This window comes from Spirosoma montaniterrae (assembly GCF_001988955.1).
Taxonomy (GTDB): domain Bacteria; phylum Bacteroidota; class Bacteroidia; order Cytophagales; family Spirosomataceae; genus Spirosoma; species Spirosoma montaniterrae.
In genome coordinates this window covers 4,174,402-4,189,736 of the sequence record NZ_CP014263.1, presented here as the reverse complement: position 1 = coordinate 4,189,736, position 15,335 = coordinate 4,174,402, and the positions used below count along the sequence as shown (strand labels likewise).

General features: G+C 55.6%; 9 protein-coding genes. 5 read left to right on the top strand and 4 right to left on the bottom strand.

The annotated features are described in order from the left end of the window. Window positions 1–22: 22 nt before the first annotated feature. Window positions 23–4,099, top strand: coding sequence for a hybrid sensor histidine kinase/response regulator transcription factor (locus AWR27_RS18075; RefSeq protein ID WP_083732903.1), 4,077 nt, complete (start codon window positions 23–25; stop codon window positions 4,097–4,099). A 4-nt stretch (window positions 4,100–4,103) separates the two neighbouring features. Here AWR27_RS18075 and rnr read toward each other — a convergent pair whose 3' ends face one another. From rnr to lipB, 3 genes are all read right to left on the bottom strand, one after another. Continuing rightward, window positions 4,104–6,539 (bottom strand): ribonuclease R, encoded by a 2,436-nt coding sequence (rnr, locus tag AWR27_RS18070; protein WP_077132487.1) that lies wholly within the window; start codon window positions 6,537–6,539, stop codon window positions 4,104–4,106. An 84-nt stretch (window positions 6,540–6,623) separates the two neighbouring features. Next, the gene (locus AWR27_RS18065) at window positions 6,624–7,028 is read right to left on the bottom strand and encodes a hypothetical protein (RefSeq protein ID WP_077132486.1); all 405 of its coding nucleotides are present in this window, start codon (window positions 7,026–7,028) and stop codon (window positions 6,624–6,626) included. Next, on the bottom strand, window positions 7,025–7,768 hold the full coding sequence (gene lipB, locus AWR27_RS18060) for a lipoyl(octanoyl) transferase LipB (RefSeq protein WP_077132485.1): 744 nt from the start codon (window positions 7,766–7,768) through the stop codon (window positions 7,025–7,027). Before lipB ends, AWR27_RS18065 begins: the two co-directional genes overlap by 4 nt. Window positions 7,769–7,850: 82 nt before the next feature. On the opposite strand from lipB, the gene AWR27_RS18055 reads away from it, so the two are divergent. The 3 genes from AWR27_RS18055 to AWR27_RS18045 all read left to right on the top strand — a co-directional run bounded on the left by AWR27_RS18055 (window position 7,851) and on the right by AWR27_RS18045 (window position 11,309). Beyond that, complete coding sequence (locus tag AWR27_RS18055) at window positions 7,851–8,204, top strand: YraN family protein (protein WP_077132484.1); 354 nt, start codon at window positions 7,851–7,853, stop codon at window positions 8,202–8,204. Between the two features lie 70 nt (window positions 8,205–8,274). Beyond that, entirely contained in the window at window positions 8,275–9,750 is a 1,476-nt protein-coding gene (locus AWR27_RS18050) for a S41 family peptidase (protein WP_077132483.1), read from the top strand. 104 nt (window positions 9,751–9,854) lie between these two features. Next, window positions 9,855–11,309: a nicotinate-nucleotide adenylyltransferase gene (locus tag AWR27_RS18045; protein ID WP_077134064.1), complete on the top strand. Its 1,455-nt coding sequence runs from the start codon at window positions 9,855–9,857 to the stop codon at window positions 11,307–11,309. A 6-nt stretch (window positions 11,310–11,315) separates the two neighbouring features. Here the strand turns inward: AWR27_RS18045 and AWR27_RS18040 are convergent, their stop codons facing one another. Next, window positions 11,316–11,879, bottom strand: coding sequence for a DUF308 domain-containing protein (locus AWR27_RS18040; RefSeq protein ID WP_077132482.1), 564 nt, complete (start codon window positions 11,877–11,879; stop codon window positions 11,316–11,318). A 396-nt stretch (window positions 11,880–12,275) separates the two neighbouring features. On the opposite strand from AWR27_RS18040, the gene AWR27_RS18035 reads away from it, so the two are divergent. Beyond that, window positions 12,276–15,335, top strand: coding sequence for a SusC/RagA family TonB-linked outer membrane protein (locus AWR27_RS18035; protein ID WP_083732902.1), 3,060 nt, complete (start codon window positions 12,276–12,278; stop codon window positions 15,333–15,335).

The following is a 15,335-nucleotide window of genomic DNA, read 5'->3' as shown; positions in this document are numbered from 1 at the left end:
ACATTAATTTCTTTACAGATCTATGAACAGCACCCTGATGGCTATGTGCGGCTTCACTCGACAGCGCGTAATGTGGACAATAGTGAGCTGGCTATTGGCAACGGTAGGGCGGGGGCAGGTGCCGTTTCATCGCTTCACAACGGCCCAGGGTTTATCGCAAAGCACCATCACGCAGATCATTCAGGATCGGCAGGGGTTCCTTTGGCTGGGCACGGCTGATGGACTGAACCGCTACGATGGCTACGGTTTTACTACGTACCGACACCATCGGCGCGACAGCACCAGCCTGCCCGCCAGCGACGTGTGGGTGCTGGCCGAAGATGCGCAGGATCGCCTGTGGGTGGGTACGTACACGGGGGGCGTGTGCTACCTCGACCGCCAAACCGAACACTTCGTTCGGGTACCGTTGCGGGCAGGTGGGCGCACCATCACGGGCGTATCGGCATTGCTGGCGCAGCAGGAGGGCGTTTGGGTAGGAACACCGGGGGCGGGTCTGTTTTTTGTCGACAAACATACGCTTCGGGCTAAGCTGCTGTCGGGCGCGGAAAGCCCTATGGCCGAGCCGAATGTAACGGCATTGGGTGCAGGGCGGCAGAGCACGTGCTGGGTCGGTACGCAGGGTGGTACGTTCTACCACGTAGCGCAGGACCCGTTTCGGGTATTGCAGTACGGTCGGCTACCCGGCCCGGCGAGCGGCAACCGAATTGTTGCGTTTTACGAAGCCCCCGACCAAACGCTCTGGATTGGCACCGAAGCCAGGGGCCTGTACCAACTCCAACCGGGCGAACGCCAGCCACGACAGGTGTTTTACCAGCCTGGCAAGCGTGGCGGACTGAACTCAATTACGTCTTTTGCCCGCGACACCCGGCAAACGCTCTGGATTGGTACCGACGACGGGCTGCTACGTGTGCCACAAGGCGACCTTAGCCGGGCCGTTCACCAGCCCGCCCAACCCGATCAGGAGCAGGGATTGAGCAGCCATGCCGTGAAAAGTCTGCTGACAGACCGCAGCGGCAATGTATGGGTCGGTACGTGGGAAGGTGGTCTGAACGTAGCGTATCACGAAGCTGAACACTTCCGTACATTAACGCGTAAAGATGGCCTGCCCGAACGCAAAGTGACCGCCATTGGGGGCGATCGGAGCGGGGGTGTCTGGCTCGGCTCATCGGCGGGCCTAACCTATTGGACTCCTTCTGCGAAACGCTTCGAGCGGGTTGTGCCTCCCCACATTCCGGGCCGTGACGTCTATCTGCTGAGCCATTTCCCCGCCGACCGACCGCTGGCAGGAACCTGGAATCAGCCTTTCGCCGTCTGGAATCCGCCAACCCGCCGGTTCGTCTCGCAGCCGGGCAACGCATCGGCAGCAATAACATCGGCTACCAACTTCGCGCAGGCGTTTGCCCCGGCAGATAGCAACCGTATCTGGGTATCGACCCGGAGTGATGGGATACTGCGTTTCGACCCCATTACACTGCGTAGTGATCCGCTGCCTGACGTTATCGACGGGGTTAATCTGAAAACGATGGGGGCGAAGGCCATGTGCCAAACGAGCGACGGCACGTTATGGCTCGGTACGTACAGCGATGGGCTATGGGCATTGAACCTCCGCACCCGGCGCATTCGGCATTACCTCAGCGACGACCGGCCCGGTAGTCTGGCGCAGGACCACATCAACGCCCTGTTCGAGGATGCGCAACACCGGCTTTGGGTCGGTACGAACGGTGGGGGGCTGAACCGCTTCGACCGGCGAACAGGGCGGTTTGTGACCTACACCACCGAAAATGGTTTGGCTAATAATACCGTCAAAAGTATTCTTCAGGATAAGCGCGGCATGCTCTGGATTGCTACCAACGACGGCCTGTCGCGCTTCGACCCCGAACGCGACATCTTTACGTCGTATAGCACCTGCGATGGGCTGTCGGGTCGGGAGTTTATGACCAACGCCAGCTACCGCAGCCCCGACGGACACCTCTTTTTCGGGAGTACCGAGGGCCTGACGTATTTCCACCCCGATAGCGTACCGGTTACGCGCAACCGGCTCCCAGTACTGTTAACGGGCCTGAGGCTATTCAACCGACCGGTGGCGGTGGGTAGTGCCGACTCCCCGCTCAAACAACCCCTCACGCAAACGAAAGAACTCACACTACGGCACGGTCAGTCGGTGTTTACGCTCGATTTTCTGGTGCTCAATTTTCGTAACGCGTCCAAAGCCCAGTATGCTTACCGACTCGACCCGCTCGACCCCGACTGGAACTACGTAGGTACGCAACGCTCGGCCACCTACACCAACCTCGACCCCGGCGATTATACGTTTCGGGTGAAAGCCGTGAATGGCTTCGGGGCCGACGAAACGACGCTGACCATACGGGTATTGCCGCCCTGGTATCGCACGGGCTGGGCCTATGCGGGGTACGCGCTGCTGGTACTGCTGGCCCTCTGGGCAATTCGGCACGGGGTACGGGTGCGCGAACGCTTCCGCTACGAGCTACGGGCGCAAACGCTGGAGGCTCAGAAGATTCGGGAGTTAGATGAATTAAAAACCAACTTCTTTACGAATATCTCGCACGAGTTCCGCACGGCCATTACGCTCATCATCAGTCCGTTGGAACGGCTGATAACGAAAGAGACGGGTATGCCCACCGAGCAGGTTCAGCAGCAACACCGGCTCATCCATCGCAATGCGCAACGCTTGCTTCGGCTCATCAACCAGTTGCTCGACCTCTCGAAACTCGAAGCCGGGCAAATGCGTCCCCGACTCAGCCGCAATACATTGCCCGACTTTGTCGAACGCATCGTCGCTACGTTCCAGCCGTTGTCGGTCACGCACCGAATCATGTACCAGTCCAGTTTCCCGAACGTACCGGTTTGGTACGACCCCGATCTGCTCGAAAACGTATTGTCGAACCTGCTCTCAAACGCGCTCAAGTTCACGCCCGAAGGGGGCGAAATAGACGTAACGCTCACCCCCGCCGACACCGCCCACCCGCCCCAACAAGCTGTGCTGACGGTGCGCGATACGGGTACGGGCATCGCGCCGGAGCACCTTAGCCACATCTTCCAGCGGTTCTACCAAATCGATGGGCGGAATCAATCGAAAACCGTTGGGACGGGCGTGGGCCTGGCACTCTGCCGTGAACTGATCGAACTCGTGGGCGGACAAATCGACGTAGCGAGTGAGGTGGGCCGGGGTAGTTGCTTCACCGTCCGGTTGCCGCTCACGCCCCCCACGCTGGAAGAGAATGCAGTCGGGCCGACATTGGAACGATTACCTGTTGACATGCTGGTCGTTAGCCAAACGAACGTGCCAACGCCTGCACCGGGCGGACAGCCGCAGGGGAGTTTGCTGCTGGTAGAAGACAACGACGAACTGCGGGCGTATATCCGCTCGGTGTTTGCGGAGCAGTACGTCGTGTGGGAAGCGGCCAACGGGGAAGATGGCTGGCAACTGGTGCTCGACCGCCACCCCGACCTGATTATTTCGGACCTGATGATGCCGAAGCTGAATGGTCTCGACCTGTGCCGCCGACTGAAGCAGCACCCCGCCACCAGCCATATTCCGGTGATTCTGCTCACGGCCCGGCAGAACGCCGATAGTCAATTGAAAGGGTTGTCTGTCGGGGCCGACGATTACCTCGCGAAGCCGTTCAACGAACAAATGCTGCTGAACCGCGTGCAGAACCTGCTGCGCACCCGGCAGCATCTGCGCGAGCGGTTCGGGCGGGTCGTTACGGTGCAGCCCTCGGAACTGACCACTACGTCTGCCGACGAGCAGTTTCTGACGCAGGCACTCCGGCTCATCGAAGCCCGCATTGACGACCCCGACCTGAGCGTACATGATCTGGAGGAAGCCCTGAACCTGAGCGAGACGCTGCTTTACCGAAAACTCAAAACCCTGACGGGACTGTCAGGGGTTGAATTCATCCGGTCGGTACGGTTGAAGCGGGCGGCACAGTGGTTACGAAGCGATGCAGACGTATCGGTGTCGGAGGTAGCCTACCGGGTCGGTTTTCGCGACCCGGCATATTTCTCGCGTTGTTTCGCCAAAGAGTTCGGTCAAAGCCCAAAGCAGTTTGCCGCTACGTCTGCGCCAGTGGGGTAGGGCATTACCGTCTGCCCCGGCCTCCCCGCCGATTTTCGCCCTTGGGCGCGGGGCCACTGCTACGTTTACCCGACGAACGACCCGAAGAAGACGAACGCGACGATGCCCCGCCCTCCCGCGAACCCCGTTCGCTATCGCGCCGACCCGACCGGCGGTTGCCCGAATCGGTTGCGTGACCGGCTTTGTCGCTCACGAGCATGAAATCCATGCTTCGGCGGGCGAGGTTGGTTTCTTTGACGCGTACTTCTACGGCGTCGCCAAAGGTGTACATTTTCTTGTGCCGACTGCCGATGATGCGGTAATTGTCCTTGTCGAACTCGTAGAAATCGTCGCTCAGGTCCTGCATCCGCACCAGACCTTCGCAGTTGTTTTCGGTAATTTCTACGAAAATGCCGAACTCCGTCACGCCCGAAATTACCCCGGCGAACGTTTGGTCGGCGGGCATCCGGCTCATGAATTCGACCTGTTTATATTTAATACTTGCGCGTTCGGCATCGGACGCCATTTTCTCACGGGCCGATGCGTGTTTGCACTGATCTTCGAGTGGTTCGCGGTCGGCGGGTTTGCCTCTGTCGAGGTAGTGCTGCAACAGCCGGTGGGCCATCATGTCGGGGTAGCGACGGATGGGCGAGGTAAAGTGCGAATACCGCCGAAACGCCAGCCCAAAGTGGCCGATGTCTTCTGTGCTATACCGCGCTTTCGACATGGTTCGAACGGCCAGTTGCGACAACATACCGGCTTCGGGTTTCCCTTCGATACTCGCCATAAACCGGTTCATCGAACTCGATAACTTTTCTTCGTCAACGTTCAGCTTATAGCCCAGGCGGGCGGCAAAATCAGCGAATTGGCGTAGCTTTTCTTCGTCGGGGCCTTCGTGAACGCGGTACACCATCGTGTTCTCCGCCCCTGCTTTATTCTGTTTCGAGAGGGAATGCACAAACTCGGCCACGCGCTTGTTTGCCAGCAGCATAAACTCTTCGATGAGTTTGTTGGTATCCTGCCGCAACTTGGTATATACGCCCAGCGGAACGCCGTTCTCATCGAGCCGAAACCGAATTTCGGTGGTCTCAAAATTGATAGCACCATGCTTGAATCGCTCGTTGCGTAGCTTATAAGCCAGTTCGTTGAGTAGTTGCAGTTCGGCCAGATAATCGCCTGCGCTCGTATTCAGTATTTCCTGGGCTTCTTCGTAGCTGAATCGCCGGTTCGAGTGAATGGCCGTGCGCCCAAACCATTCGTTCACGATGCGGGCGTCGGGGGTTAGCTCAAACACCGCCGAGAAAGTCAGTTTGTCTTCGTTGGGCCGCAGCGAACACAGGCCGTTCGAGAGTTTTTCGGGCAACATCGGCACCACGCGATCTACCAGATAAACCGACGTAGCCCGTTTATAGGCTTCCTCTTCGAGCCTGGAGCCGGGCAGTACGTAGTGCGTTACGTCGGCAATGTGAATACCGATTTCGTAGTTGCCGTTGTCTAACACCTGCACCGAGAGCGCGTCGTCAAAGTCTTTGGCATCAACCGGGTCGATGGTAAACGTTGTTACGTCGCGCATGTCGCGCCGTTTGGCGAGGTCTTTTTTCAGAATCTTCGTCGGAATGGCTTCGGCTTCCTGCTCAACGTCTTCCGGGAAATTGATGGGCAAACCAAACTCGGCCAGAATGGCGTGCATCTCGGTGTCGTTCTGCCCGGCCACTCCCAGCACTGTAATCACTTCGCCCTCAAAGCGTTGTTTGCTGCTCAGCGCGTCGGGAAACTTCGTGATGCGAACAATAACCTTCTCGTCGTCGTTGGCACCGCCGAGCTTTTCTTTCGGAATGTAGATGTCGTCGTAAATCTTCTTGCTGTCGGCCACTACATAGCCGTAAGCCGGCCACACCTCAATGCGGCCTACCAGTTCAGTACGCCCCCGCTCGATAACGCTTTCGACTTTGCCTTCGATGCGTCTCCCTCTATTGCGCGAATCTGTAAAGCGAATTACGCGCACCCGGTCGCCATCGACGGCCCCGTTAAGGTCGTCGGTCGATACCCAGATATGGTCGTCGCGTTCGCTGCGTTCGCCATTGACTGTGGTTGGAATCACGAACGCAAAGCGCGAATTAACGTGATCGACCACGCCTTCAACGGTGTTAGCGTTGGCATCGGCGCGGTATGTGCCATCGGCCTGCCGAACAATCGACCCTTCTTCGAGCAGTTCGCCGAGCAGACCGTGCAGGATGAGTTTCATGCGTCGGTCGGCCACGTCGAAATGATCGAGTACCTGTTCCTGCGTAAATGAATCGTCACCATTAATCTGGAAAAAGGCGATCAGGTCATTTTTCAGTTCGTCTAAAAAGCGGTCGGCCTGTATAACAGGCCGACCCGCTTTCTCTACACCCTTCTCCCGCGACCGAGACGTGCTCGGTCGGCTGTATTTATTCGTTTTGGGTTTTCCGTTTCTCATGTGTATGTGTACCTGCGGGCTGAAGCCCCTGATTACCGACGTAAGTTAACTTCACCAGTTGGCGGGCTGAAACCCGCAGGTACGTTAATCGTGCAGAATTCCTTCCAGTCCCAGTAGCGGCACCGTTACCAGATTGTCTTCTACAATGCTGTCGGGGACGAATATGAATTTTTTATCAAAAATCTGGTCGCCAATAAAATAGCTGACCCAGTACTCATTAGTGAGGTGAAAGACGTCGGGCAGAATGGTTTCAACCACCTCATGCGCGCCCGGTGCCACTTCTACAAAAAAATGCCGCAACGTCGAGGTTTTCTGCTCTTCGTCGTTTTTCAGACCGTAGCCTTTCGAGGTCACAAACACGGTTTTAATGGGTACGTCGTTCTGGTTAATCAGAAAAACCTGCCAATCGTATCCGCTTATGTTGTTCTCTTTGCGGGCGATCACTACCTGTACGCCCTCAACGGGCAGGAAATTTATGTCTTTTTTCATTCGTCAATTAAGTCCATGTCAAATAACGCTGCCATATGCCGCCGAACGTGTGCGGCTACTTCGGGCAGCGGCACCGCCCGACCCAACTCGGTCGCCAGCGAGGTTACGGCTTTGCCAACGATGCCGCAGGGAACAATATGGCTAAAATACGCTAAATCTGTATTCACATTCAACGCAAATCCGTGCATCGTTACCCAGCGGCTTGCCTTTACGCCCATTGCGCAGATTTTGCGGGCCGGGCCGCTGCCCCCCGGTATGTCGCTACCTAACCAAACGCCCGTCAGCCTTTCGTGGCCCGACCCGTCGATGCGGCCCGCTACAAGGCCGTAATCGGCCAGCGTCAGGATGATGCTTTCTTCCAACAACCGCATGTAGCGGTGAATGTCCGTAAAAAAATTGTCTAAATCCAGAATTGGGTAGCCCACCAACTGACCGGGACCGTGATAGGTAATGTCGCCCCCGCGCCGGATTTTGAAGAATGTCGCTCCAAACTCGGTCGCAAGCCGGGTTTCATCGACCAGCAGGTTTTCGGCATGACCGCTCGTGCCGAGTGTGTAGACGTGCGGATGTTCGCAGAAAAGCAGGTAGTTGGATGTTGGCGTTGGCTCCGGGCCTGCGCGGCTCTGCATTTTCTGGTCAACGATGCTGGCAAAGAGCCGCTCCTGCTCGTCCCAGGCGGTTTTATAATCAATTAATCCTAAATCGCTAAACTTTACTTGCTTATTGGTAAGCGTATTCATTCTTTTACGGCTATCAATCTACCCAAACAACAAGCGAACCAGCGGCTTTCGTTCGGTTCGGCCACCGTAACCCCCTCCAACTATGGCTCAGCACAACGAAACCGGTAAACAGGGCGAAGCCGAAGCAGCCCGTTACCTGCGCGAGAATGGCTATCAGATTCTGACAACTAACTACCGCCACCAACATGCCGAAATCGACATCATTGCCCAGAAGGCCAAGCTACTGATTTTTGTGGAAGTCAAAACCCGCACCAACGTCAGCTTTGGCAATCCTGAAGAGTTTGTGAATTACACGAAAGCTAAATTAGTCATGCGAACAGCCGAACATTACATCTTCGCCCACAACTGGCAGCACGACGTTCGGTTCGACATTGTGTCGGTGATTATCAACAATAACGAAATCCGGATTAAGCACATCGAGGATGCGTTTTGTTGAAGCAAACATTAACAAATCAGTTTGTAGGTAATTTTCGTTAATACAGCATCGCCTTTATCTTACTCGTTGCATGTCATTTATAAACGCTTCTGCACTCTGGCGACCGCTTTTGTTGAGTACGGTCGTGGCTTCGCTCTGTCTGACTTCCTGCAAAAAACAGGACGATGTAAGCCCGTCGGTTCTAACGCCTTTGTCGAGTACGGCCACCACCGGAGCCGTGACTGACCAAGAAGTGAACGACTGGATTCTGGCCAATATGAAACAGGTGTATCTATGGAACGACAAACTACCCGCCAGCCCAAACCGCAATCTCGCGCCCGCTCAGTTCTTCGCATCGTTACTCTTCGACCGGGCCAACACGGCCAACCCCGACCGTGACCGATTTTCGTGGATACAGCCCAGTGCCGATGAACTGCGGGCGTCGCTGGGTGGGCAAAGCAAATCGACCGGCATCGAATACCGCGTATTGGCCCGGCCCGGCACGTCGAACGTGATGCTATCGGTGTTGTACGTACATCTGAACTCACCGGCATTGCGGGCGGGCCTTCGGCGGGGCGACATCATCACCCGCGTCAACGGCCAACTGCTCACCGGCACCAACTACCTCGACCTGCTCTCGACCGGCGACGCGTTTACGTTCGCGCTGGCGAACGTGACTGGCAGCGGGGCCATCGTAGAAAATGGACAAGTCCGGCAGGTGTCGGCGGTGGTGTTGCAGCAAGACCCCGTACTGCTCGATTCGGTCTATACCATCGGCGGCAGAAAAATTGGTTACGTGGTTTATACGCAGTTCAATCCCGGTTTGTATAACCCCAACGGGCCACAGACCGACGAAACATATGATAATAAGCTGAACGCTATTTTTGCCCGATTTAAGCAACAGGGTGTCAACGAACTGGTACTCGATTTGCGCTATAATCCGGGCGGCTACGTCAGTTCGTCAACTCGCTTAGCCAGTCTGATCGGTAAAAACGTCGATGCGTCGAAGGTGTTTTATACGCAGCAATGGAACAACCTGGTAACTACCGAACTGGACAGACAGCGGAACGGTGCCGGTTGGCGCACACAGAAATTCATGACCATGCCCAACAATATTGGCGCAAATCTGAGCCGGGTGTTTATCCTGACATCGGGCCGCACGGCTTCGGCCAGTGAGTTGGTTATTAACGGTCTGCGCCCATTTATGGACGTGCGGACCATCGGCACCACAACGGTCGGCAAAAACGTTGGATCGATTACAATCGATGACAGGCGAAAACGCATTCAGTGGGGTATTCAGCCCATTACGTTCCGGTCGGCCAACGCGCAGGGCGTATCGGACTACGGAGCCGGTTTTGTTCCATCGGTTGAGGTGCGCGAACCCAGCGTGGGCATGAAAGCGTTTGGCGACCTGACCGAGCCACTGCTGGGCGAAGCCGTTTTTCGCATCACCGGCACCCGCATGGTTCGGCGGGCCGCGCCAACCGTTGCCGACCAACTGCCCGAACTCGGCTCGTCGCTCGATCAGAAGACCGGGGGCGGCAATATGTTTATCGAATGGCCCTGATTGGGGCAGAAACAACAAATTCGTAACCCCGGCTGACCGTGCAGACGGACAGCGGTTTTGTATATTTGTGTCCGTAACGTTTCTATCAGCAAACCACCAGCATGTTGTACGAGAAAAATATAGGTACAAAGCAGAAAGCACTACGCATCAACCTCGACCGCAAAATCTACGGTTCGTTTGCCGAGATTGGCGCGGGGCAGGAAACAGCCGCCATGTTTTTTAAAGCCGGCGGCTCGTCGGGTACGATTGCCAAAACGATGTCGGCCTACGACATGACCTTCAGCGACTCGATTTATGGCGTTGAAGAAAGTGGTCGCTATGTGGTAGAATCACGATTGGTAAAAATGCTGGCGAAAGAATATAGCCTGCTGGAGAAGCGATTGGCCGAAAAACGCGGACGCGATACCACGTTTTTTGCCTTTGCCAACACGGTAGCTGCCCTGAACTTTCAAAAAACCAACGATGCTCACGGCTGGATTGGCTGCCGCTTTCAGCTAAACCCACAGGCGGGCTACAACGACGTGATTATTCACGTTCGGATGCTCGATAACGAAAACGTATTGCAGCAGCAGGCGTTGGGCGTTATTGGCGTGAACCTGATTTATGGCTGTTACTACTACGCCAAATCGCCCGAAACGCTGGTCTTGTCGCTCATGGACGACCTTGTGCCGGAGCGTATTCAGATCGACATGATTCGGTTCAGCGGCCCCGACTTTGCCGACGTCGATAATCGGCTGATGAGCCTGCACTTAGTGAAAAACAGCTTCACCGACTGCGCCCTGTTTGGGTCTGACGGGCAGGTGCTGCAACCCTCCGAGGCTCTGTATAAAAAGAACATTCTGGTGATGCGCGGACGGCTGCGGCCCCTCACCAACGTGCAGATGGACATGATTCAGAATGGCCTGAAGCAGTTTAAAGAAGAAAGTGACGTAGATACCAGCCGCTTAGTATCGATGGCCGAGCTAACGCTGCATAATCTGAAAGCCAACGAGCAGGGCATCGACGAGAAAGATTTTCTGGACCGGGTCGACATCTTGTGCTCGATGGGCATCTCGGTGATGATATCCAATTATCTGGAATACTACAAGTTGGTAGCCTATTTAGCTAAACTGACGCGGCTGAAAATTGGCCTGATTGTGGGCATACCGAACCTTGAATACATCTTTGAAGAAGGCCACTACGAGTTTCTGCCAGGCGGCATTCTGGAGTCGTTCGCCACGCTGTTTAGCCGGAAGGTGAAACTGTTTGTGTACCCGACGCTGAGGAACAACACGATTTATACCTGCAACGAGTTTCAACTCCCGGCTACGCTCGAACCGCTGTTCCAGTATCTGGTACGCAACGACAAAATCGAGGATATTACTGACTACAACGAAGCCAACCTGCATATCTCGACCGACCGCGTACTGGAAATGATTCAGAACGGCGAAGACGGCTGGGAGCAGTTGGTGCCGGAGCCGGTGGCCCAGCGTATCAAAGACAATTGCCTGTTTGGCTACCCCTGCGAAGTCGAATACGTGCCCATTGGCCAGCAGGTTCGGGCCAGCATGGCGCAGTAGCGTAGATCACTGCGCTACTGCCTGCACTCGCATTTGCCGGGCCATGACAACAATCAGAATACCGAGAATAATCGGAAAAATACCGATAAAGCCCATCGACTCGTTGAAACCGGCGGGCCGCAGTAACAGGGTGAACGTCAGGCCCCCGGCGGCCAGGACATTGCCGAAATGAACCAGGCTGGTGCTGCTGACCACACCCGCTCCACGGGCGGCCAGAAAGGCGTACATGGCCTGCACAGACTGTAAAAAAGCGTACATCATGGCCCAGAAGCCCAGCACGTCTACAAAACCTTTGATGGTTCCTTCGGAGAATATGTAGATGGCAATGCCGAAACCTACGTCGGTGAGGCCGTGTAAAATACCCCAGATGCTGTTTTTGTCTGTACGCTGGTTGGTGAATGAGAAGAAAAGCTGACAGATACCAGCCGCGAGCGCCAACGCGCCGATAATATGTCCCGACTGCGCCGAGTAAGTACTGGCAAAAACAAACATCAATACCCCAATCAGTATGTAAAAGATGCCACGGGCTAAGAGCAACCACCCGTGTTGCGTTGATTTTGTACGTTCCATAACGTTGTTTGTTGAGTTATGGCGATAAAACGCCAGGTTCAAACTCAATGTTTGCAGGTGTCAGCAGACAACAGCCTCATACTGGCTGGCTGAGCCGCCCGCCGATGTGGGTTGTCCTTTTGCCGGTATGTTATCGGTTATCGTTCAACGTAAGCCATTCCGTAATACACACGTAACGGCTGTGTAGGCTTTATGGAAGGCGCATTGTTCTTTTTTCAGGAGAAAACCCCGTAATCGTTCAATCAAAGGATACATAGGCATACAGTGGAGGAACAACGGTAGCCGATTTGGAAGAAGGTTGGGCGCAAACCTTTATCATTTCTTTAAATCCGCATAACAGCGTCAGGACAACGAGACATAGCCGGAACTTTGCGCAACGAACTAACGTGCTTCGCTATGACTTGTTTTTATCTGTTTACATCTTCACTGTTGCCGATGGTGAAGCGAGGAGTATTGGTCGGGTTGCTATCGGCCATAACGCTCCTGCCGGTTATTGGGGCGGGTAATCCGGCTCCTGCCTACCTCTCAAAACTGCCCCGGCCTCAACAGCCAACTGCCGACCTGACCGTGAGTGGCCGCGTTACGGATGCTGCCACCAACGAGGCTCTCGCAGGCTGCACAGTGGTTCTCAAAGGAACACAAAAGGGAACCACCACCGACGCCAATGGCGACTTTCGGCTTGTTGTACCCGACGGGTCGGCTGTGCTGGTGGTTGGGTTTATTGGTTTCATTTCGCAGGAAGTGCCGGTTGGTAATCGAACCACGATCAACGTTGCGCTTGTGGCGTCGGCGTCGGAACTGGCGCAGGTGGTAGTCATCGGCTACGGCACCACGACCAAAAAAGATGCGACGGGGGCGTTGACATCGCTGAAAAGCACGGATTTTAACCGGGGTGTCATCAACTCGCCGGAGCAACTCCTACAGGGTAAAGTGGCCGGGGTAAACGTTACGTCGGTCAGTGGCGAGCCTGGCGCGCGGCAGAGTATCACCATCCGGGGGCCGGGGGGCGTCAGAACGGGCAGCACACCACTGTTCGTGCTGGATGGCATTCCGCTCGACAATTCCAGCACGGGCGGAGCTACCAACCCGCTCAACTTCCTGAACCCGCAGGATATCGACGCCATCGATGTCTTGAAAGATGCGTCGGCTACGGCCATTTATGGTGCCCGTGGTGCCAACGGCGTTATCCTGATCACAACCAAAAAAGGTAAAGCCGGAGCCGGTAGCCTGACGCTGTCGTCCAGCCTCGGCGTGTCGAACATGGCGCGACCGTTGCCCATTTTTTCGGCGGATGCGTATCGGCGGCAGGTGGTGGCCGTGGGTGGTGTACTCGACGATCAGAAAGCATCGACCGACTGGCAGCGCGAAATCAGCCGCACGGCCATTACGCAGGACCACAATCTGTCGTTTAGCGGAGGTGCCGACCGATTCACGTACTACGGCTCAGTGGGCGTACAAAATCAGGAAGGTATCCTGAAAAACAGCAAACTGAACCGGTATACGGGTCGCTTCAACGCATCGCAGAAATTGCTGGACGACCGCTTAGTGGTGGATGTAAACCTGACCGCGTCGCAAACCGTCAACGAACGGCCTCCCATCGAAGGCATCGTCGGTGCGGCTATCTCGGCCAATCCTACGTACCCGGCCTACGACGCCACGGGCGCACCCGCCCGCTATCAGGCATTTACGAATCCGCTCATTACGCTGGCCCTGAACAAAGACCTCACCACCATCAATCGGGTAGTAGCTAATTTGTCGCCTTCGTTTAAAATCACCAAAGACCTTGTTTATAAGTTGAATCTGGGGGTCGATAATGCCAGTTCGACCCGCGATTTGCAAGCACTGGCGAATGCCGTACCACAGCAGGACGGTCGTCTCGAAAGCATCTATGCCAACAACCGCAACGTACTGATCGAGAACTACTTTACCTACACACGCAACTGGGCCGATCATAGCCTGACGGGGCTGGTGGGGCATTCGTACCAGAAGTTTGTGATTCAGGGCCGCAACTGGAGTATCAATAGGTTTCCGATTTCGCCCATCGAACCAATCAACAACCCCGGTCAGGGGCAGGATTTGACGCTGGCGAATAACCGACCGGGCGGGTTTGCCACCGAAAACGAGTTGCAGTCTTTCTTTGGCCGGGCCAACTACCAGTACAAAAATCGCTACCTGCTTACGGCAACCGTGCGGGCCGATGGGTCGAGTAAATTCGGGGCCAACAACAAGTACGGTGTCTTCCCGTCGTTCTCGGCGGGCTGGCGGCTATCGGAAGAGCCATTTCTGCAGGCCGGGCCTTTCTCCGACCTGAAGCTGCGGGCCGGGTGGGGGCAAACGGGCAACCAGGAGATTCCGTCGAAGATTACGCAGGCGTTGTTCACGTCCAACGTGTCGGCCTCAACGAGCTACCCGCTCGATGGGTCGGCCAACTACCCGGCTGGCACCACTTACACCCGGCTTGCTAACCCCGACATTCAGTGGGAAGTATCGACCCAAACCGATATTGGTCTTGACTTCGGCCTGTTCGGCGGTGCCCTGACCGGTACGCTGGATTATTTCCGCAAGGTGTCGGGCAAGATTCTGCTGGAGGTGATTCCGTCAGACCCTATTCAGCCTGCCGCCACTTACTGGACCAACGTACCCGACATGACCATCACCAACCAGGGCGTTGAACTGGAACTGAATTACCGGTATGTGAACCAGCGCGGACTTCGGTTCGACGTGGGCGGCAACATCACGTTTATCAACAATGTGGTCAACAATTCGCCCTACACCGTTATCACGTCCGGGTCGGCGTCGGGGCCGGGCCTGACCTCAGCCACCGTCAATGGCTACGTGAACGGGCAGCCTATCGGTACGTTTTTCCTGCGCGAATACATTGGTATCGATGAAAAAGGCGTCAGCAAATACCGCGATGTAGATGGCGATGGCATTGGTGGCACCGACAAAGACCGGATTGCCGCCGGTAGCGCACTGCCCACCCGCCAGTTCAACATCAACGGCAGTGTTGCTTACAAAGGGTTCGACCTGACGGCCAACTTCAACGGGGTGGCTGGCAACAAACTGTATGACAACACCGCCAACGCGTTCTTCTACAAGGCCCGGTTAGTGAAAGGGCTGAATGGCACAACGGAAGCCATCGGCGAAGCCAACGAGTCGATAAATAACGCAGCACCCGTATCGACCCGGTTCCTGAAAGACGGTGCTTTTTTCCGGCTCAACAACCTCACGCTGGGGTATAATTTCGATACGCAGCGGCTGGGCGTAAATCGGTGGGTGAAAAACATCCGGCTGTCGGCAACGGGGCAAAACCTGTTCGTAATTACAAAGTATGACGGCTACGACCCCGAAGTGAACATCGACCGGACCGTTAATGGAATTTCGTCGTATGGTATTGATTATCTGAGTTATCCAAAGGCCCGCACCTTTGTTTTTGGCCTTAATCTGACATTCTGA

What these genes read in the sequence shown, in the direction of transcription:
- AWR27_RS18075 (WP_083732903.1), top strand. Translation starts at nt 23, where the DNA reads ATGAACAGCACCCTGATGGCTATGTGCGGCTTCACTCGACAGCGCGTA.
- rnr (WP_077132487.1), bottom strand. Translation starts at nt 6,539, where the DNA reads ATGAGAAACGGAAAACCCAAAACGAATAAATACAGCCGACCGAGCACG.
- AWR27_RS18065 (WP_077132486.1), bottom strand. Translation starts at nt 7,028, where the DNA reads ATGAAAAAAGACATAAATTTCCTGCCCGTTGAGGGCGTACAGGTAGTG.
- lipB (WP_077132485.1), bottom strand. Translation starts at nt 7,768, where the DNA reads ATGAATACGCTTACCAATAAGCAAGTAAAGTTTAGCGATTTAGGATTA.
- AWR27_RS18055 (WP_077132484.1), top strand. Translation starts at nt 7,851, where the DNA reads ATGGCTCAGCACAACGAAACCGGTAAACAGGGCGAAGCCGAAGCAGCC.
- AWR27_RS18050 (WP_077132483.1), top strand. Translation starts at nt 8,275, where the DNA reads ATGTCATTTATAAACGCTTCTGCACTCTGGCGACCGCTTTTGTTGAGT.
- AWR27_RS18040 (WP_077132482.1), bottom strand. Translation starts at nt 11,879, where the DNA reads ATGGAACGTACAAAATCAACGCAACACGGGTGGTTGCTCTTAGCCCGT.
- AWR27_RS18035 (WP_083732902.1), top strand. Translation starts at nt 12,276, where the DNA reads ATGACTTGTTTTTATCTGTTTACATCTTCACTGTTGCCGATGGTGAAG.